This window comes from Burkholderia sp. WP42 (assembly GCF_000745665.1).
Taxonomy (GTDB): domain Bacteria; phylum Pseudomonadota; class Gammaproteobacteria; order Burkholderiales; family Burkholderiaceae; genus Burkholderia; species Burkholderia vietnamiensis.
The window spans coordinates 22,028-43,316 of sequence record NZ_JQJT01000021.1; the positions used below are offsets into that span (position 1 = coordinate 22,028).

The following is a 21,289-nucleotide window of genomic DNA, read 5'->3' on the forward strand; positions in this document are numbered from 1 at the left end:
CGCGGGATAGCGACACCGGTCCAGAGGGTTTGAACGTTCAGCGGACAACGAAGATCGAGTATGAATCCCGATACAAAATTCAGGACTGTTACTGAAGTAATAGCGTTTCGCGGCGCGACCCAACCCGAGAAGACGGCTTTCATTTTTCTCGAGAACGGCGAAACGGAACAGGCTCGGCTCACGTTCGGCGATCTGGACAGGCGGGCTCGCGGTATCGCCGCGAGGCTGCAGCGCCTGGCGCAACCCGGCGAGCGCGTGCTGCTGGTCTACCCGCCCGGGCTCGAATTCATCTGTGCGTGGGTGGGATGCCTGTACGCCGGCCTGATCGGCGTGCCGGCCTACGCGCCGCGCCGCCATCGGCCGGCCGACCGGCTGAAGGCCATCGTCGCCGACGCGACGCCCGTCGTCGCGCTCACCGATGCGGCCACGCTCGACGGTCTGACGGATCGCGCAGACGGCTATTCCGACACGCTGGAGCTGTATGTCCTGGCGACGGACCAGCACTTCGATGCGCCGGCCGAGCAATGGCGTGCGCCGGACATCACGCCGCAGACACTGGCGCTTCTGCAATACACGTCCGGTTCGACCGGCACGCCGAAAGGCGTGATGATCAGTCATGCAAACATACTGAGCAATATGGAGGTCATCGCCGAGGCGAGCGATGCCGATGCGTCGACGGTGTTCGTCAGCTGGCTCCCGGTGTTTCACGACATGGGCTTCTTCGGCAAGGTGCTGCTGCCGATCCATCTCGGTGTGCTGTCGGTGCTGATGGCGCCCGCGGCCTTCGTGCAGCGGCCGGTCCGCTGGCTTCAGGCGATCACGAATTATCGCGCCACGCATTGCGCCGCGCCCGACTTCGCCTACGACCTGTGCGCACGCAAGGTCTCGGATGACGCGCGCGCGCAGCTCGATCTCGGCAGCTGGAAGGTGGCATTCAACGGCGCCGAGCCGGTGCGCGCGGAGTCGGTCGCGCGTTTTTCGCGCGCGTTCGCCGCATGCGGCTTTCACGCGCACACCATGCGCCCCGTCTACGGGATGGCCGAGGCGACCTTGTTCATCTCGGGGCAGCCGGCGCATTCGCCGCCGCTGGTGGCGGACTACGACGCCGACGATCTCGCCCGCGGCGTGGCGACGAGGCACGAGCACGGCAAGCGCCACGCGCTGGTTTCATGCGGGCGGCCGTGGGCCGGGCATCGCGTGCAGATCGTCAATCCGGATACCGGCGAGCGGTGCCCGCCCGGCCGGATCGGCGAAATCTGGCTGACCGGCCCGAGCGTCGGCGCGGGCTACTGGAAGCGCGACGACGAGACGGCGCGCACCTTTCGCGCGACGCTCGACGGCGATGCCGCGCATTACCTGCGCACCGGCGATCTGGGCTTCGTCGACGGCGAGCACCTGTTCGTCACCGGCCGCCTGAAAGACCTCATCATCGTCGCGGGTCGCAATCACTACCCGCAGGATCTCGAGCACACCGCCGAGGGCGCGCACGCCGCACTCGCGCCGAACGCATCGGCGGCCTTCTCGATCACCGTCGACGGAGCCGAGCGGATCGTCGTCGCCTGTGAAGTGCGCCGCGAAGCGCTCAACACGCTGAATGCGGAAGCCGTCGCTGCGGAGATCCGGCGCACGCTCGCGGAACAGCATGACGTCGATCTGTACGCGGCTGTGCTGTTGAAGCCCGCGACGATCTTGCGCACGTCGAGCGGAAAGATCCAGCGCAGCCGCATCCGGCAGGCGTTCGTCGACGGTCAGGGGCTCGCGATCGCGGGCGAGTGGCGCCGCCCGCTGCCGGCGGCGCACGCACCGTCCGAGGCCCCATCGCGCGATACGCAAGCGCTCGTGCAATGGTGCGTCGAGCGTGTCGCACATCTGTCGGGAATCGACCCGGCCGCCATCGACCCCGACCAGCCGTTCAGCATCTACGGCCTCGATTCGCGGGACGCGATCATGCTGTCGGGTGAGTTGCAGGACTGGCTCGGGCGTCCGGTTTCGCCTACCGTCGTCTACGATTTTCCGAGCATTGCGCTGCTTGCGCGCCATCTGTGCGGCGCCGACGACGTCGCGCCGGCCCGCGCCGCGGCCGCGCCGTCCAGTGCACATGCCGACATCGCGATCGTCGGCATCGGATGCCGATTCCCTGGCGCGAACGGCCCCGACGAATTCTGGCGACTGCTGCTCGACGGCCGCGACGCGATCGGCGCGTCCACCCGGCGCGCCGGCGCGCTGCCGCCGACGGGGCTGCTGGAAGACGTCGACCGCTTCGATGCGGCGTTCTTCGGCATCAGTGCCCGCGAAGCCGAGTCGATGGATCCGCAACAGCGTCTGCTGCTCGAGGTCGCATGGGAGACGCTCGAGCATGCGGGGATCGCACCGCGCAGTCTCGCCGGCGCACGCACCGCGGTCGTCGTGGGCATCAGCAATGCCGACTACATCCGGCTGGCGCAGCAGGAAGCGGTCGATATCGGCCCTTATGTCGCGACCGGCAATGCGCTCGGCGTCGCCGCGAACCGCATCTCGTACACGCTCGATCTGCGCGGCCCGAGCTGGGCGGTCGATACCGCGTGTTCGTCGTCGCTCGTCGCGGTTCATCACGCGTGCCGCACGCTGCAGCGCGGCGAGTCCGACGCGGCGCTGGCCGGCGGCGTCAACCTGATTCTGGCGCCGCAACTGAGCGCGTCGTTCACGCAGGCCGGCATGCTGTCGCCGGACGGCCGTTGCAAGGCTTTCGATGCGGCCGCCAACGGTTACGTGCGCGGCGAAGGCGTGGGCATGGTGCTGCTCAAGCGTCTCGACGATGCGCTCGCGAACGGCGACACCGTGTTCGCGGTGATCCGCGGCTCGGCGGTGAACCAGGACGGGCGCAGCAACGGCTTGACCGCCCCCAACGGCCCGGCGCAGCAGGCCGTGATCGTGGACGCGCTGCGCGATGCGGGCGTGTCAGCGCAGGACATCGGCTTCGTCGAGGCGCACGGGACGGGGACGCCGCTCGGCGACCCGATCGAGTTGAACGCGCTGGCGGCCGTGCTAGGTGAATCGCGCGCGCCGGACGCGCATTGCTGGATCGGTTCGGTCAAGACCAATATCGGGCATCTGGAGTCCGCAGCCGGGATCGCCAGCCTGATCAAGACGGCCCTCGTGCTGCACCACCGCACGATTCCGCCGAACCTCCATTTCCGGTCGATCAATCCGCAGATCGCCATCGACGGCACGCCGTTCCGCATTCCGCAGCAGGTCACGCCGTGGCAGGCCGAACACGGCACGCGCCTGGCCGGCGTGAGCTCGTTCGGCTTCGGCGGCACCAATGCGCACGTGATTCTGTCGGAAGCACCGCAGGACGCGCGCCCGGAAGCGGAGGCGGCTGCGAGCGCGTCGTGCGTCGTGACGCTCTCCGCGCGCACGCCGGAAGCGTTGCAGACGCTGGCGGCAGCGTACGCGGCCTATCTCGACGCCCATCCCGACGCGCGGGTGCAGGACGTCGCGTTCACCGCGAACACCGGGCGCACGCACTTCGCGCGGCGGGCGGCGCTCGTCGCGTCGAGCATCGACGGGTTGCGTGCGCAACTGGATGCTGTCGTGGCCGGCGCGCCGGCCGAGCAGCCGCCCGCGGTGACGTTCCACTTTGCCGCCGACGACGGCGGCAGCGCCGACGCCATGCGCCAACTGCGCGCCGCGAGCCCGGCCTTCGACGCGCTGATGCAGCGGAACGCCGATGCAGCCGACGCATGCGACGCGCCGCCGTTCACGGCGTTCCAGTGCGCGCTCGCGCAACTGTGGATGTCGTTCGGCGTCACGCCGACGGCGGTCAGCAGCACGGGCGACGGGCATCGCGCGGCTGCATCGCTGACCGGCGTGCCGCAGCTGTCCGACGGCGCCAAGGCGGCCGACACCGGCAACTCGATCGAGATCGAGATCGGCACGCAGGCGGCCGCGTGGAACACGATCCTGCACACGCTCGCCGAGCTCTACGTGCGCGGCGCGTCGCTCGACTGGGATGCCGTCGCGCGACACGCGCCGCGTCGCCGCCTCGCCCTGCCCACCTATCCGTTCGAGCGCCGCGCCTTCTGGATCAGTCCCGACGCGCCGCGCCATCCGCTGCTCGGGCGTCGTCTCGAGCAGCACGCGCATGCGCCGGCCACGTGGATCTGGCAGTCGCGTCTCGACGCGCCGGCCACCACGTTTCTCGACGGTCATCGCGTCAAGGGTTCGCCGGTGCTGCCCTACTCCGCATATGTGGAAATGGCGCTGGCCGCGACCTCGGAAATCGGTGCGGCCGGCCATACGACGTTGAAGGACCTCGCGCTGCATGCGCCGTTACCGTTGCATGCGCATCGATCGCACACCGTGCAGACCGTGCTGAGCCAGCGGTCCTGGGGACCGTTTTCGTTCGCCGTCTATCACCGGATCGACGACACGAGCGGCGCCGCCGCATGGCAAATGTGCGCGAGTGCCGAAATACACGAATCGGAGCGGAGCCACGCATGAAATTCGGCCTGATGTTCTTCGCGAGCAGTGAAGAGGCGCTGTCCGGCAACAAGTACCAACTGGTCATGGAGAGCGCGCGCTTCGCCGATGCGAACGGCTTCTCCAGCGTCTGGGTGCCGGAGCGCCACTTCACCGAATTCGGCTCGCTGTACCCGAATCCGGCCGTGCTGCATGCGGCGCTGGCCGCGCTCACCCAACGCGTGACGCTGATCGCGGGCAGCGTGGTGGCGGCGCTGCACAACCCGATCCGGATCGCGGAAGAATGGTCGATGGTGGACAACCTGTCGAACGGCCGCGTCGGCGTGTCGTTCGCGTCGGGCTGGAATCCGGACGACTTCGTCTTCGCGCCGGACAAGTACGCGACCCGGCACGACGAGATGCTGACCACGATCGACGCCGTCCGAAAGCTGTGGCGCGGCGCGCCGCTGGAGGCGACCAACGGCGTCGGCAAGCCGGTGCAGCTGCGCATCTATCCGACGCCGGTGCAGCCGGAGCTGCCCGTCTGGGTCACGGCGGCCAGCAATCCGCAGACCTTCGTGCGCGCCGGCGAAGTCGGCGCCAACCTGCTGACCCACGTGCTCGATCAGGACCGCGACCAGCTCGCGCAGAAGATCGCGCTGTACCGCGACGCGCGCGCGCGGCACGGCTTCGATCCGGCTGCCGGCACCGTGTCGGTGATGCTGCATACGTTCGTCGGCGACGACGCGGCGCGCGTGCGCGAGCAGGCGCGCGCGCCGTTCTGCAACTACATCCGCAGCAATATCGGCCTGCTGAACGGGCTGGCGCAGAGCCGCGGCCAGTCGGTGGACGTGCGCGCGATGGGCGCGCGCGAGCTGGACGAGTTCGTCGAGTTTCTCTACGAACGCTTCGCGCAATCGCGCGGGCTCATCGGCACCCCCGATACCTGCGTCGAACTCGTGCGGGAACTCGAATCGATCGGCGTGGACGAGGTGGCGTGCCTGCTCGATTTCGGGCCGCCGGTCGAAGCGATCCTCAGCAATCTGCCGCACCTGCGCCGGCTGCGCGAGATGTGCGCGCCGACGCGCCGCGTCGCGCCGACGAAGTTCGATGCCGCCGCGGTGCAGGCCCGCTGCACCGAGACGACGTCGGGCGTCGACTTCAACGGCGAGATCGGCCAGCACGGCGTGCAGATCGACGGCGCGTTCAACGCGATCCAGCAAATCTGGCGCACGGCCGGCGAAGCGCTCGGCCGCATCAGCCTGCCGGCCGACGCGCCGGCGTCGTCGCAGTACCACGTGCACCCGGCCTTTCTCGACGCGTGCAGCCGCGTGCTCGCCGCCGCCGTCGATCCGGCTGCGCTGGAGGCCGGCGACCTGTACCTGCCCAGTTCGATCGGCGCGGTGCGGGTTCACCAGCCGCCGTCGTCGACCGATGCGTGGAGTCACGCGACGCTGCGCAAGCCGGACGGGCAACGCGTACTCGAAGGCGATATCCGCATCCACGACCTCGCCGGCCGGCTGCTGATCGAGATCGACGCGCTGCGCTTGCAGCAAGTGCGCTCGGCGCGCAGCGCCGAGCGGCACGACCTGTCCGGGCTGCTTTATCAGCGCGTCTGGAGACCGTCGAGCGCCGACGCGACCCTTGGCGCGTCGCCCGCCGGCGAGTGGCTGATATTCGCGAATCGCGGCGGCGTCGGCGCGCAACTGGCCGGCCTGCTCGAAAGCGCCGGCGACACCTGCACGCTGCAGTTCGACGACGCGACGCCGGCGCTGCCCGCGCTCGACCGTCCGCTCAAGGGCGTGATTCATCTATGGAGCCTCGATCTCGCACCCGCCGACATCGCGGCGCGACGGCGTGCCAGCGCGAGCGTGCTGCAACTGGTCAGGGCGCTGGCGTCGGGCGCGGCGGCCGGCCCGCAGCCGCGTCTGTGGCTGGTGACGTCCGGCGCGATGAACGTGCTGGACGGCGAAGCGACCGCGGTCGCGCAGGCGCCGCTGTGGGGGCTGGGCCGGGCGATCGCGGTCGAGCATGCGGCGCTGTGGGGCGGGCTCGTCGATCTCGATCCCGAGCAGCCGTCGGCGGCCGATGTCGTGCAGGCGATCCGGGCCGCCGGCCGCGAAGACATGATCGCGTTTCGCCGCGGCCAGCGCCACGTCGCGCGCATCGCCCGCGACAATCGCGAATTCGTCAGCCACCGGCCGGTCCGGTTCCACCGCGACGCGACCTATCTGGTGACGGGCGGCCTCGGCGGGCTCGGCCTGCGCCTCGCGTCGTGGCTCGCCGACAACGGCGCCGGTCAGGTCGTGCTGCTCGGCCGCAGCGCGCCGTCGGCCGAAGCGGAGCAGATGCTGCGCACGCTCGGCGCGCGCTTCATCCGCGCCGATCTCGCGGATCGCGACGACGTCGTGCAAGCGCTCGCCGAAATCGCGCACGCGATGCCGCCGCTCAAGGGCGTGTTCCACCTCGCCGGTGCGCTCGACGATGCGCTGCTGACGCGCCAGGACGACGACTTCTTCCACCGCGCCGGCAGCGGCAAGGCCGACGGTGCGTGGTATCTGCACGAGCTGACGGCCGACCTGCCGCTCGATCATTTCGTGCTGTTCTCGTCGATGGCCGCGCTGCTCACCATGCCGGGCCAGGGCAACTACGCGGCGGCCAACAGCTTCCTCGACGCGCTGGCGCAGCACCGGCGCGCGCACGGGAAACCGGCGCTCAGCGTCAATTGGGGGCCGTGGGCCGACATCGGCCATGCGGCCAGCGACTACGGCCGGCGCGCGCACGAACAGCTGGCTGCGCTCGGCGTCGGCACGCTGTCGCCGGACCTCGCGATCGCGACGCTGGAGCGGCTGATGGCGGCGGGCGTCGCGCAGTCCGGCGTCGCGCACATCGACTGGCCGACGCTGTTCCGGGTCGATGCGCCGGCCGCCGGGTCCGCGCTCTTCAGCGAGCTGGCGCAACCGGCCGCCCAACCCGCGCAGCAGGAGACGCCGCTGGTGCGCGAGCTGCAGGCGTGCGCGCCGCGCGAGCGGCTCGCGCTCGTCACCGACACGCTCGCGAAGATGCTGGCCGAGACGCTGCGGCTCGCCGGCCCCGACGCCATCGCGCCCGAACAGTCGCTGCTCGATCTCGGCCTGGATTCGCTGGTCGCGCTCGAACTGACGGACCGCCTCGCCAAGACGTTCGGCAAGCCGTTGCGCGCGACGCTGTTCTTTTCCTATCCGAACCTGCAGACGCTCGCCCGTTTCATTCTCGACGAGCTGTCGTCGTCGCTTCCCGAGGCGGCCGGCGACGCCGCCTCGGACGACCTCGACGAGCTCGACGAGGACGAACTTTCCGAACTGATCGCCCAGGAGATCGGCGCCCAATGAACGCCAAGGCCACGCAAGCACTCAAAGCCGCGCTCGACGAACTCCGCCTGCGGCGCGCGGAAATCGCGGCGCTGCGATCGGACCGCAACGAGCCGATCGCCGTAATCGGCATGGCGTGCCGCTTTCCCGGCAGCAGCGACACGCCGGACGCGTTCTGGCGATTGCTCGACGGCGCGCGCGATGCCGTCACCGAAGTGCCGGGCGAACGCTGGAGCATTGATCGCTATTACGACCCCGATCCGGCCACGCCGGGCAAGATGGCAACGCGGCACGGGGCCTTCCTCGAGCGCGTCGACGAATTCGACGCCGCGTTCTTCGGGATCGCGCCGCGCGAAGCGACCTACCTCGATCCGCAGCAACGGCTGCTGCTCGAAGTCGCGTGGGAAGCGCTCGAGAATGCGCATCTGCCACCCGAGCGCTTCCGGCAATCGGCCACCGGCGTGTACGTCGGCATCACCTGCTTCGATCATGCGATCCAGGTGTCGAACGCAGCGATGCCGTCGAGCAGCTACGCCGGCACGGGCAGCGCGCTGAACATGGCCGCCGGCCGGCTGTCGTTCGTGCTGGGCCTCACCGGGCCGAGCATGGCGATCGACACCGCCTGCTCGTCGTCGCTCGTCTGCCTGCACCTCGCGTGCGAAAGCCTGCGCTCGCGTGAAACCGACATGGCGCTGGCGGGCGGCGTCAACCTGATGCTGTCGCCCGAGGTGATGGTCAGCTTCTCGCAAGCCCGGATGCTGTCGCCGGACGGCCGCTGCAAGACCTTCGATGCGGCGGCGGACGGCTACGTGCGCGGCGAAGGCTGCGGGATGGTGGTGCTCAAGCGCCTCGCCGACGCGCTCGCCGACGGCGACCGCGTGCTCGGCGTCGTGCGCGGCACGGCGGTCGACCAGGGCGGCGCGGGCGGCGGGCTGACCGTGCCGAGCCGCGATTCGCAGGAACGCGTGATCCGCCGCGCGCTGAGCCAGGCCGGTGTCGCGCCGGCCGAGGTCGGCTATGTCGAAGCGCACGGCACCGGCACGTCGCTGGGCGACCCGATCGAGGTCGACGCGCTGGCCCGCGTCTACGGCGCCGGGCGTGCGGCGCACGAGCCGCTCGTGATCGGTTCGGTCAAGACCAATATCGGGCATCTGGAATCGGCGTCCGGCATGGCCGGGCTGATCAAGGTGCTGCTGTCGTTCCGGCACGGCCGGATTCCTGCGCACCTGCACTTCCGGCAACCCAATCCGCATACGCCGTGGCAGGAGATTCCGGTCCGCGTCGCGGCCGAGCCGGTCGACTGGCCGCGCGGGGAACGCCGGCGTGTCGCCGGCGTCAGCGCGTTCGGATTCAGCGGCACCAACGCGCACGCCGTCGTCGAGGAGCCGCCGGTCGCGCCGTCGCCTGCGGCGCAGCGCGCGCTGTTGCTGCTGTCGGCCCGCTCCGAAGCGGCGCTGGCATCGCTCGCGCAACGCTACGAGCGCGCGCTCCGCGACGCGCCGCCGCAAGAGATTGCTGCCGTTTGTCGCGTCGCCGCCACCGGACGAAGCCACCATCCGTATCGCACGGCCTATGTGGCCGGCGTGCGCGTGCCGTCGGCGGGCGCGCCGCGCACCGGCAAGGCGTTGCGCCTGGGCATCGCGTTCGGCGCGCCGGACCCGGACGCCGCGCGCGCGCTTCACGCGTCCGAGCCGCTGTTCCGCGACGCGTTCGCGCAATGCGCGGTGCCGCTCGCGGCGCTCGATACCGATGCGGGCCGCTTCGCGGCCGCGTTCGCGTGGGCGCAGCTGTGGCAGGCGTGGGGCATCCGCCCGGCCGTCGTGGCGGGGCACGGCGTCGGCGAATATGTCGCGGCCTGTGTGGCCGGCGTCCTGAGCATCGCCGACGCGCTGCGCGTGCTCGCCGTCCGCGCGGATGCCGCCGCCATGCGCGCGGCGCTGCACGACGTACGGCTCGCGCGGCCGACGGTGCGGCTGATCTCCGGCTGCCTCGGCGCCGAGGTCGCCGACGAGGTGACGCACGCCGCGTACTGGTTGCAGCTCGCCGAGGCGTCCGAGCGGGCCGCCGAGCCGCCCGTGCCGGAGGGGTTCGCCGACAGCTGGCTGCCGCCGCCCTGCGCGGGCGATGCGCTGGAGCGCGCAATCGCGGCGCTGTACGTGCGCGGCGGGCAGTTCGACTGGCAGGCGCTGTTCCCCGTGGCTGCGCAGCCTGCCACGATGCTGCCGAACTACCCGTTCGAGCGGCAGCGCTTCAGCCTCGAGAAAATTCAGTCGCCGGCCGTCGGCATGGACGCCGGCAGCATCGACGCGGCGGTGCGGCACCTGAAGGCGTCGGGCAAGTACCCGGACGACGTGCTGAACGCGTTTCCGGAGCTGGTCCGCACCGCGTTCGCACCGGCCGCCGACGAAGCCGTCGCCCCGGCCGCGCCGTCGCTCTATCACGTCGCATGGGAGCAGCACGTCGCGGCACCGACTGCGCGCGCGGCCCTGCCCGCATCGTCGTGGCTGATCTTCGCGGACGAAACCGGCGTGGGCGAGCGGCTGGCGGCGCTGCTGCGCGCGCGCGGCGCGTCGTGCGCGCTGGTGCGCGCGGGCGCCGACTATGGCGGCAACGCGGCGGCAGGCTGGCAGGTCGCGCCGGAGCGCCCGGACGATTTCGTGCGCCTGCTGGATGAAGCCGCCGCTCCCGCCCGGCACATCGTGTTTCTATGGGGGCTGGACGAAGCCGCCGGCGCGACGTGCATGTCCGCCGCGCTGCTGCATCTCGTGCATGCGCTGGTGGGCGGCGAGCGCGACTGGACGGCTTCGCTGCGGCCGCGCATCCGGGTGGTCACGCGCGACGCCGTGGAAGCGGGCGACGCCCCGCGCGTGACGGGCGTCGCCCAGGCCGCGCTGATGGGCCTCGCGCGCGGCGCGATGATCGAGCATCCGGACTGGTTCGGCACCGCGATCGACCTCGACCCGGCCGCGCCGGACGACGAACCGGACGCGCTGCTGGACGCGCTGCTGGACGAACTGCTCGTCGAGAGCCGCGAGGACCAGATCGCGTTGCGGCACGGCGCGCGCCTGGTGGCGCGCCTGAACCCGCTCGTGCCCGCCGAAACGGACGCGCTGCGGGTCGAGCCGGACGCGACCTACCTGATCACCGGCGGGTTCGGCGCGCTCGGCCTGCACACGGCCCGGTGGCTCGCGGCGCGCGGCGCGCGCACGCTGATCCTGGCCGGCCGCCAAGGCGCGGCGAGCGACGCGAGCCGGCAGGCGCTCGCCGAGCTGCGCGAGCGCGACGTGGCGGTGCGCTGCGAGCGCCTCGATATCGCCGATCCGGCGGCGGTCGACGCCTTCTTCGCCGAACTGCGGCGCGACCGCGTGCCGCTGCGGGGCATCGTGCATGCGGCCGGCGTCGTCGGCTACAAGCCGATCCTGCAGGTCGGGCGCGACGAACTCGACGCGGTCCTGCAGCCGAAGGTCGCCGGCGCGTGGCTGCTGCATCGGCACAGCGAGGCTTTCCCGCTCGATTTCTTCGTCATGTTCTCGTCGATCGCATCTGCCTGGGGCTCGCGGGAGCAGGCGCACTACAGTGCCGCCAACCGGTTCCTCGACGCGCTCGCGCATCATCGCCGCGGCCTCGGCTTGCCGGCCCTCTCCGTGAACTGGGGGCCGTGGGCGCAAGGCGGCATGACGTTCCCCGATGCGGAAGCGCTGCTGCGGCGGGTCGGCATCCGTTCGCTGGCGGCCGACCGCGCGCTCCACATGCTCGACCGCGTGGCCGCCGTGCCGCAGGCGGCGATCGTCGATATCGACCTCGAACGGTTCCAGGGCTCGTACGAGGCGCGTGGGCCGCGGCCGTTCCTCGATCGCGTGCGGACCAGCGCGAGCCCGTCGAGCCCGTCGGGTGCCACGGGCGCAGCTGCGCTGCCGGCGTCGGGCGACGTATCGCCGCGCGAGCGCAGGCGGCAGGTCGCGGACAGCATCGAGCAGGCGGTGGCCGACGTGCTCGGCTACGGCGCCGGGACGCTGGACCGCGACCTCGGCTTCTTCGAGATGGGCATGGATTCGCTCATGGCGCTCGACGTGCGCACGCAGCTGGAGAACGCGCTGGGCATCAAGCTGTCGGTCGCGCTGTTGTTCGATCATCCGACCATCAACGCGCTCGCGGATTTCCTGACGGAGCAAGCGCCCGGCGTGGCGCCGGACGCGCTCGCGGAGCCGACGCAGCCTGCAGCCGCCAAGCCGGCCTCGCAACCGGCCGCGCCGACGGCCACGGCCCGCGAGGCCGGCACGCCGGAGCCGATCGCGATCGTCGGCATGAGTTGCCGCTTTCCGGGCGCCGCGCACGATCTCGACGCCTATTGGCAGTTGCTGAACGACGGCGTGGACGCGATCTCCGAGGTGCCGCGCGAGCGCTGGGATGTCGATGCGTACTACGATCGCGATCCCGAAGCGCCGGGGCGCATGTATTGCCGCTTCGGCGGCTTTCTCGACGGCGTCGACCAGTTCGATCCGGCCTTCTTCCGCATCACGCCGCGCGAAGCGGCTGCGATGGACCCGCAGCAGCGCTTGCTGCTCGAAGTCAGTCACGAAGCGCTCGAGCATGCCGGCATTCCGGTCGACGGCCTGAAGGGCAGCCGCACCGGCGTGTTCGTCGGCATCACCACCAACGATTACGCGAACCTGCAGCTGCGCCACGGCGGCATCGACGGCTATTTCTTCACCGGCAATCCGCTGAACACGGCCGCCGGCCGCATCTCGTACGGCCTCGGCCTGCAAGGGCCGAGCATGGCGATCGACACCGCGTGCTCGTCGTCGCTCAGCGCGATCCATACGGCCAGCCAGAATCTGCGCAGCGGCGAATGCGATCTCGCGATCGCGGGCGGCGTGAACCTGATCCTGTCGCCGGACAATTCCATCGCCGTGTCGCGCACGCGGGCGCTCGCGCCGGACGGCCGCTGCAAGACCTTCGATGCGGCAGCCGACGGCTTCGTGCGCAGCGAAGGCTGCGGCGCGCTGGTGCTCAAGCGCCTGTCCGATGCGCTCGCCGCGGGCGACCGCGTGCTGGCCGTGCTGCGCGGATCGGCGGTGAATCACGACGGCGCATCGAGCGGCTTCACCGCGCCGAACGGCCGCGCGCAGGAAGCCGTGATCCGCCAGGCGCTCGGCGCCCTTCCCGCCGCGTCCATCGACTACGTGGAAGCGCACGGCACCGGCACGCCGCTGGGCGACCCCGTCGAGCTGAACGCGCTGGCGACGGTGTTCGGCGAAGGCCGCGACGGCCGCCCGCGCCTGCGCGTCGGTTCGGTGAAGACCAACATCGGCCATGCCGAATCCGCCGCCGGCATCGCGGGGGTCATCAAGGTCGTGCTGGCGCTGCACCACGAACGCCTTCCCGCCCATCTGCATTTCCGCCAGCCGAGCCTGCTGGTGCAGTGGGACGCTTTGCCGCTCGAGATCTGCGCCGAGGCGAGCGCGTGGCCGCGCGGCGAGCGGCCTCGCCGGGCCGGCGTCAGCGCATTCGGCGCGAGCGGCACCAATGCCCACCTCGTGCTGGAAGAGGCGCCCGCGCCGGCGCGCGCGGCGACGCCGTCGAAGCACAAGGTGCATCCGCTGGTGCTGTCGGCGAAGACGCCCGCGGCCCTGCGCGAACTCGCCGGGCGCTATCGGAGCCGGCTCGAAGCCGAGCGCGGTCTCGACATCGCGGCCGTGGCGTTTTCGGCCGCGACCGGCCGCTCGCACTTCGCGCACCGGCTCGCGCTGCCGGTGACGTCGATCGACGACGCGATCGACAAGCTGCGCGCGTTCCACGAACAGGAACCGTCCACCGCGGCGCCGCGCGCGGCCCGCGTGAAGACGGCGTTCCTGTTCACCGGCCAGGGCTCGCAATATGCGGGCATGGGCCGCCGTCTGTACGACGCGTATCCGGTGTTCCGCGACGCGATCGACCGCTGCCGCGCGGAGGCCGATCCGCTGCTCGACAAGCCGTTGCTCGACGTGCTGTCCGCCCCCGGCGACGACATCCACCAGACCGGCTACAGCCAGCCGGCCCTGTTCTCGCTGCAGTTCGCGCTCACCACGCTGCTCAGGTCGTTCGGCGTGGTGCCCGACGCCGTGATGGGCCACAGCGTCGGCGAGTACGCGGCGGCATGCGCGGCGGGCGTCTTCTCGCCGGAGGACGGGCTGCGCCTGATCGCCGAGCGCGGACGCCTGATGCAGGCGTTGCCGCGCGATGGCGAGATGGCGGCCATCTTCACCGACCTCGGCACGGTCGAGCGTGCGATCGCCGCGTGGCCGCAGGAGGTCGCGGTGGCCGCCGTCAACGGTCCGGCGAGCACCGTGATCTCGGGCCGGCGCGAGCGCATCGCGCTGCTCGTCGACGCGTTCGCCGCGCAGGACATCCGCTCCGTGCTGCTCAACACGTCGCACGCGTTCCACTCGCCGCTGGTCGAGCCGATGCTCGACAGCTTCCAGGCCGCGGCGAAAGGCGTGCGCGTCGCGCGCCCGGCGATCCCGTTCTATTCGAATCTCACCGGCGCCGTGATGGACGACGCGCCCGACGACACGTACTGGCGTCGTCATTGCCGCGAGCCGGTGCAGTTCGCGAGCAGCGTCGAGCGTCTCGCCGAAGCCGGCTTCAACGTGCTGGTCGAAATCGGCCCCAAGCCGGTGCTCGTCAACCTGGCCCGCGCGTGCTGCGCACCGGACGCCGCGATCCACTTCGTTGCGCTGCAGCGACCACAGGCCGAGCAGCAGGCGCTGGTCGAAACCCTGACGGGCCTGTATGCGCGCGGCGTCGACATCGACTGGGCCGCAACCGAAACACCGGCGCCCGCGCGCGTCGCCTTGCCGTCCTACCCCTTCCAACGCAGCCGTACCTGGTTCCAGAAAACGGAAACGTCCATGACACAGACAAGTGCATCTCCCGTCGCCGCCACGCCGGCGCCCGATCGTAGCGGCGAGGTTCTCGACTGGCTTCGCGGCAAGATCGGCGAGCTGATCCAGGCCGATCCGGCCACCATCAACATCGATGTGCCGTTCCTCGAGATGGGCGCCGACTCGATCATCCTGATCGAGGCGATCCGCCACATCGAAAAGCAGTACGGCGTGAAGCTCGCAATGCGCCGCTTCTTCGAGGACCTCGCGACGATGGAGGCGCTCGCCGAGTATGTCGCGGACAACCTGCCGGCGGTCGCCGCGCCGGCCGAGCCGGTAGCCGTGGCTGCGGCCGAACCGGCTGCTGCCGCCGCGGCGGTCGCGCTCGCACCGTCGGCACCGTCCGCGCCGGCGCTCGCGCCGGTCGCAGCGGCCCCGACGCAATGGGTCGCAGCCGAAGGCGGCTCCACGGTCGAGCGCGTGCTGCGCGAGCAGAACCAGTTGCTGTCCCAGCTGATGAGCCAGCAGATGGAGCTGCTGCGCACGTCGCTGCACGGTCAGGCCGGCGCGCCGGTGGCCCCGCAAGCCGCGGCGAGCGTCGCCGCCAGTCCCACGAACGCCGCCAGCGTCGCGAACGTCGCCGCCAAGGCCGCGGTGGCGGCCCCGGCCGCCGCGCGCGCGGCGACGCCCGCTGCCGCGAACCCGGCCGCGCCCGCCGCGGCCGACAACCGCAAGCCCAAGCCGATGATGCCGTGGGGCAGCCCGGTCGAACAGCGCGCGCGCGGCCTGTCCGCGGCGCAGCAGGAGCATCTCGAAGCGCTGATCGTGCGCTACACGTCGCGCACCCGCAAATCGAAAGAGTCGGTGCAGGCGTCGCGCCCGGTGCTGGCCGACAGCCGTGCGACGGTCGGCTTCCGCTTTTCGACCAAGGAGATGCTGTATCCGATCGTCGGCGATCGCGCGGCCGGTTCGCGGCTGTGGGACATCGACGGCAACGAGTACATCGACTTCACGATGGGCTTCGGCGTGCATCTGTTCGGCCATTCGCCCGACTTCATCCAGCAGCAGGTCACGCGCGAATGGCAGCGCCCGCTCGAACTGGGCGCTCGCTCGAGCCTCGTCGGCGAAGTCGCCGCGCGCTTCGCACGCGTCACCGGCCTCGATCGCGTCGCGTTCTCGAACACCGGCACCGAGGCCGTCATGACCGCCATGCGGCTCGCGCGCGCCGTGACCGGGCGCGACAAGATCGTGATGTTCACGCACTCGTATCACGGCCACGCCGACGGCACGCTCGCCGCGGCGAACGCGGAAGGCGCGACGGAAACCATCGCGCCCGGCGTGCCGTTCGGTTCGATCGAGAACATGATCGTGCTCGACTACGGCAGCGACGCCGCGCTCGATGCCATTCGCAACCTCGCGCCGACGCTCGCCGCCGTGATGGTGGAGCCGGTGCAGAGCCGCAACCCGTCGCTGCAGCCGGTCGGGTTCCTCAAGGAATTGCGCCGCATCACCGAGGAAGCCGGCGTCGCGCTGATCGTCGACGAAATGATCACCGGCTTCCGCGTTCATCCGGGCGGCTCGCAAGCGATGTTCGGCATCAAGGCCGACCTCGCGACGTACGGCAAGATCATCGGCGGCGGCCTGCCGCTGGGCGTCATCGCGGGTTCCACCCGCTTCATGGATGCGATCGACGGCGGCATGTGGACCTACGGCGACCATTCGTTCCCCGCCGCGGACCGCACCGCGTTCGGCGGCACCTTCTGCCAGTACCCGCTCGCGATGGCGGCCGCACTGGCCGTGCTGGAGAAGATCGAACAGGAAGGCCCGGCGCTGCAGGCCGCGCTCAACGAACGGACCGCGCAGATCGCCGACACGCTCAATGCCTTCTTCGTGGAAGCCGAGGCGCCGATCAAGGTCACCTGGTTCGGCTCGATGTTCCGCTTCGAATTCACCGAAAACCTCGACCTGTTCTTCTATCACATGCTCGAAAAGGGCATCTACATCTGGGAATGGCGCACCTGCTTCCTGTCGACCGCGCATACGGATGCCGACATCGAGCGGTTCATCGGCGCGGTGAAGGACAGCGTGGCGGACCTGCGGCGCGGCGGCTTCATCCGGCCGCACTCGAAGCACGGCACGGTCGCTTCTCTCAGCGAGGCGCAGCGCCAGCTGTGGGTGCTGTCGGAAATCGATCCCGAGGGCTCGCTCGCGTACAACGTCAACACGACGCTCGAACTGAAGGGCCGCCTCGACGAGGCCGCGATGCGCGCGGCCGTCCAGAGCCTGGTCGATCGGCACGAGGCGCTGCGCACCACGATCCTGCCGGACGGCTCGGGCCAGATCGTGCATCCGTCGCTGACGCTGGCGCTGCCGCTGATCGACCGCGATCAGGACGCGTGGCGCGAGCAGGAGAGCCGCCAGCCGTTCGACCTGGTGAACGGGCCGCTCTTTCGCGCCGCGCTGGTGCGCATGGACGACGAGCATCACCTGCTGGTGATGACGGCCCATCACATCGTCTGCGACGGCTCGACGTTCGGCGTGCTGCTCGAGGATCTGGCCCGCGCGTATGCCGGGGCCGCGCCGGACGCGGCGCCGCTGCAGTTTCGCGAGTACCTGAAGACGCTCGACGCCCAGCGTCACAGCCCGGAAACGAAGGCGAATCGCGACTACTGGCTCGCGCAATGCGCGCGCGCGGTCGAGCCGTTGAGTCTTCCCGCGGACTATCCGCGGCCGGCCGTGAAGACGTTTCACGGCGCGCGCGTGTCGCTGCACCTCGACGCCGCGGCGGCCGCGGCGCTGCGCACCGTCGCGCGCCAGAACGGCTGCACGCTCTATATGGTGTTGCTCGCGGGCTTCAATCTGTTCCTGCATCGCGTCGCCGGTCAACAGGACATCGTCACGGGCATCCCGGTGACCGGCCGCTCGGTGGCTGGCAGCGAGCGCGTGGCCGGCTACTGCACGCATCTGCTGCCGCTGCGCTCGACGCTGCCGGACGGCGCGTCGGTCGCCAGCTTCCTGGCTGCCACCCGCCAGAACCTGCTCGATGCGCTCGAGCACCAGGATTATCCGTTCGCCGAGCTGGTCCGCGAAATCGGCGCGCAGCGCGATCTGAACGCCGCGCCGCTCGTGTCGGCGGTGTTCAACCTGGAGCCCGTGTCGGCGCTGCCTGAACTGCCGGGCCTGACGGTCGGCCTGGTTGCGCCGCTGATCCGCTATACCGCGTTCGATCTGAACGTCAACGTGCTCGACGCCGGCGACGAGCTCCTGATCGATTGCGACTACAACACCGATCTGTTCGACGAGCGCACGGCCCAGCGATTCCTCGGCATCTACGAGACGCTGCTGACGGCTGCGGCCGCCGACGCGTCGGCCGCGGTTGCGCGGTTGCCGCTGACGAGCGACGCCGAGCGCAATCTGGTGACCGTCGAATGGAACCGCACCGACGTCGACTTCGGCGACGCGGCCGCGCAACCGCTGCATCGGTTGTTCGAGCAACAGGTCGAGCGCACGCCCGATGCCGTCGCCGCCGTCTATGACGGTGCGGCCCTCACCTACGCCGAACTCAACGCGCGCGCCAACCGCCTCGCGCACCGGCTCATCGAACTTGGCGTCGCACCCGATACGCTCGTCGGCGTCGCGATGGAGCGTTCGCTCGACATGATCGTCGCGCTGCTCGCGATCCTGAAGGCCGGTGGCGCATACGTGCCGGTCGACCCGGACTATCCGGCCGAACGCGTGCGCTTCATGATCGACCACGCGCAGCTGCGCTGGCTGCTCACGCAGCAGCATCTGCTCGCCGCGCTGCCAGATACCGGCGCGCAGGCGATCGCCGTCGATCGCGACACGCTGGACCTCGATGCGGCGCCGACGTCGAACCCCACGCCCGAGCTGAACGGCGACAACCTCGCGTACATGATCTACACGTCCGGCTCGACCGGCCGGCCGAAGGGTGCGCTCAATACCCATCGCGCGATCGTCAACCGCATCCTGTGGATGCAACACGCATATGCGCTCGACGCCGACGATGCCGTGCTGCAGAAAACCCCGTTCAGCTTCGATGTGTCGGTGTGGGAGTTCTTCTGGCCGTTGACCGTCGGCGCGCGCCTCGTGTTCGCGCGCCCAGGCGGGCAGCGCGAGACCGACTATCTGGTCGAACTGATCGAGCGCGAGCGGATCACCACGCTGCATTTCGTGCCGTCGATGTTGCGTGCGCTCCTCGATCATCCGCAACTCGCTGCGCACTGTACTTCGCTGCGCCGCGTCGTGTGCAGCGGCGAGGCATTGCCCCACGACCTGCAACAGCGTTGCTTCGAGCGCCTGGATGTCAAGCTGTACAACCTATACGGCCCCACCGAGGCCGCCGTCGACGTGACCACGTGGGAATGCCGGCGCGACGACCCGCAGCCCATCGTGCCGATCGGCCGGCCGATTGCGAATACGCGCATCTACATCGTGGATGCACAGATGCAGCCCACGCCGATCGGCGTGCCCGGCGAGTTGCTGATCGGCGGTACGCCGGTGGGCCGTGGCTATTACAACGAGCCGGATCTGAGCGCCGAGAAGTTCATCGCCGATCCGTTCTCCGACGACCCGCACGCGCGCCTCTACCGCACCGGCGACCTCGCGCGCTACCGCCCCGACGGCAACATCCAGTTCCTCGGCCGCATCGATCATCAGATCAAGCTGCGCGGCCTGCGCATCGAGCCCGGCGAAATCGAGGCCGTGCTGACGTCGCACCGGCTGGTCGACGCCGCGGTCGTGGCGCTGCGCGGCGTGGACGACGGCGCGCGACTCGTCGCATGGCTGTGCTCGCCGCATCGCGAGGCCGACGTGATCGACGCCGTGCGTACGCACCTGCGGCAGCGGCTGCCCGAATACATGGTGCCGTCCGCGTTCGTCGTCGTGCCCGCGTTCGCGCAGCTGCCCAACGGCAAGCTCGATCGCGCCCACCTGCCCGAGCCGGCCGACGGCGTGGCTCACGTCGCGCCCGGCAACGCGCTCGAAGCGCAGCTGGCGGCGATCTGGCAGGAGGTGCTCGGCAACGCAAGGATCGGCACGACCGCCAATTTCTTCGAGCTGGGCGGTAACTCGCTGCTGGCGACCAAGGTCGTCGCGCGCATCCGTCGCGATCTGCACGCGAAGCTGGAGATGCGCAGCCTGTTCGAGCACCCCACCATCGCGAGCCTCGCGAAGCGCATCGCCGCGACGCAGCCGATCGACTACGCGCCGGTGACGCCGCTGCCGCCGCAGGCCCACTACGAGCTGTCGCCGGCCCAGACGCGGCTCTGGGTCCAGGATCGCCTCAATGCCGGTCAGGCCGGCGGGCCGCTGCCCACGTCGCTGCTGCTGGAAGGCGTGCTCGACGTGGACGCGCTCGTGCGGGCGTTCCGCGCGTTGAGCGAGCGTCACGAGATCCTGCGCACGCGCTTCGTGCTGGCCGGCACCCAGCCGGTCCAGCAAGTGCTGCCGCCCGACGAAGCCCCGTTCGCGGTCGAGGTCGTGGATCTGCAGGACGCGGCCGACCGCGATGCGCGCGCGATGTCGATCCACGCGAGCGAGCGGCTCGCGCCGATGGATCTCGCCACCGGCCCGCTGTTCCGCGTCAAGCTGCTCAGGCTCTCCGAAGTGCGGCACGTGTGCATCTGCACGATGCATCACATCGTCACCGACGGCTGGTCGACGGAGGTGCTGCTCGACGATCTGTCGACGCTCTACGACGCATTCGTGCAGCGTCGCGACAACCCGCTGCCGCCGCTGCAGATCCAGTACAAGGATTACGCCGGCTGGCTGAACCGGCTGCTCGCCGGCCCGGACGGCGCGCGCATGAAGGACTACTGGCTGAACAAGCTGGCCGGCCTGCGCGCGCTGGCGCTGCCCGGCGACGTCGCGCAGCCGGCCGCGCCGAGCTGGAAAACCTGGCGCTTCGCGCTGCCGGCCGCCGAGACGGCGGCGCTCGACGCGCTCGGCAAGCGCCACGGCGCGACGTTGTTCATCGCGCTGCTGGCGGCCATCAAGGCGCTGTTCTACCGCCGTTCCGGCCAGGAGGACATCGTCGTCGGTACGCCGGTCGCCGGACGCGAGCTGCCCGAACTCGAGTCGCAGGTCGGCCCGTACCTGAACGTGCTGGCGCTGCGCGATCGGGTCGCCGGCGACGACCGCTTCGACACGCTGCTGACCCGCGTACGCGACACCACGCTCGAAGCGTTCTCGCATCCGCTGTATCCGCTCGACCGCCTGCTCGACGAGCTGCACATCGAGCGCGTCGCCGGACGCAATCCGCTGTTCGACATCGGCCTGACGCTGCAGAACCAGCGTGACGGCGCGACCGATCGCTATGCGGGGCCGGTGCGCCTCGCCGAGCTGCCGGATCACGATCCGCAGCACGCGGACAGCGAAGCCGCCACCGATTTCTGGTTCCTCGCCGAGCCGCGTGCGGACGGTCTCGCGATCAGCGTCGTCTATCACGCCGGCCGCTTCAGCGACGCGCTGGTGCGCGGCCTTGCGGACGAACTGACGTCCGTGGTCGGCGAAGTGCTGGCCGATCCGGGCGTCCGCATCCGCAACCTGACGCTCGGACAGCGCGCGCTGCAGGCCGACGCGCGCCAGCCCAGCGTCGAACTGAGCGCATTCTAAGGA

At 70.5% G+C, this 21,289-nt stretch carries 3 protein-coding genes; all 3 read left to right on the plus strand.

What is annotated here, in order from left to right:
* Nucleotides 1-60: 60 nt before the first annotated feature.
* From EX20_RS13760 to EX20_RS13770, 3 genes are read left to right on the plus strand one after another with little or no spacing between them, the layout of a single operon-like run.
* Complete coding sequence (locus EX20_RS13760) at nt 61-4,482, plus strand: hybrid fatty acyl-AMP ligase/type I polyketide synthase (protein ID WP_034193893.1); 4,422 nt, start codon at nt 61-63, stop codon at nt 4,480-4,482.
* A complete protein-coding gene (locus EX20_RS13765) occupies nt 4,479-7,811 on the plus strand; it encodes a type I polyketide synthase (protein WP_034193894.1) in 3,333 nt (1,110 codons plus the stop codon). Before EX20_RS13760 ends, EX20_RS13765 begins: the two co-directional genes overlap by 4 nt.
* Nucleotides 7,808-21,286 (plus strand): hybrid non-ribosomal peptide synthetase/type I polyketide synthase, encoded by a 13,479-nt coding sequence (locus tag EX20_RS13770; RefSeq protein ID WP_034193895.1) that lies wholly within the window; start codon nt 7,808-7,810, stop codon nt 21,284-21,286. Before EX20_RS13765 ends, EX20_RS13770 begins: the two co-directional genes overlap by 4 nt.
* The last annotated feature ends 3 nt before the right edge of the window (nt 21,287-21,289 follow it).

Bases quoted from the DNA above. Each gene is read 5' to 3' on its own strand.
- EX20_RS13770 (WP_034193895.1), top strand. From the start codon at position 7,808: ATGAACGCCAAGGCCACGCAAGCACTCAAAGCCGCGCTCGACGAACTC.
- EX20_RS13760 (WP_034193893.1), top strand. From the start codon at position 61: ATGAATCCCGATACAAAATTCAGGACTGTTACTGAAGTAATAGCGTTT.
- EX20_RS13765 (WP_034193894.1), top strand. From the start codon at position 4,479: ATGAAATTCGGCCTGATGTTCTTCGCGAGCAGTGAAGAGGCGCTGTCC.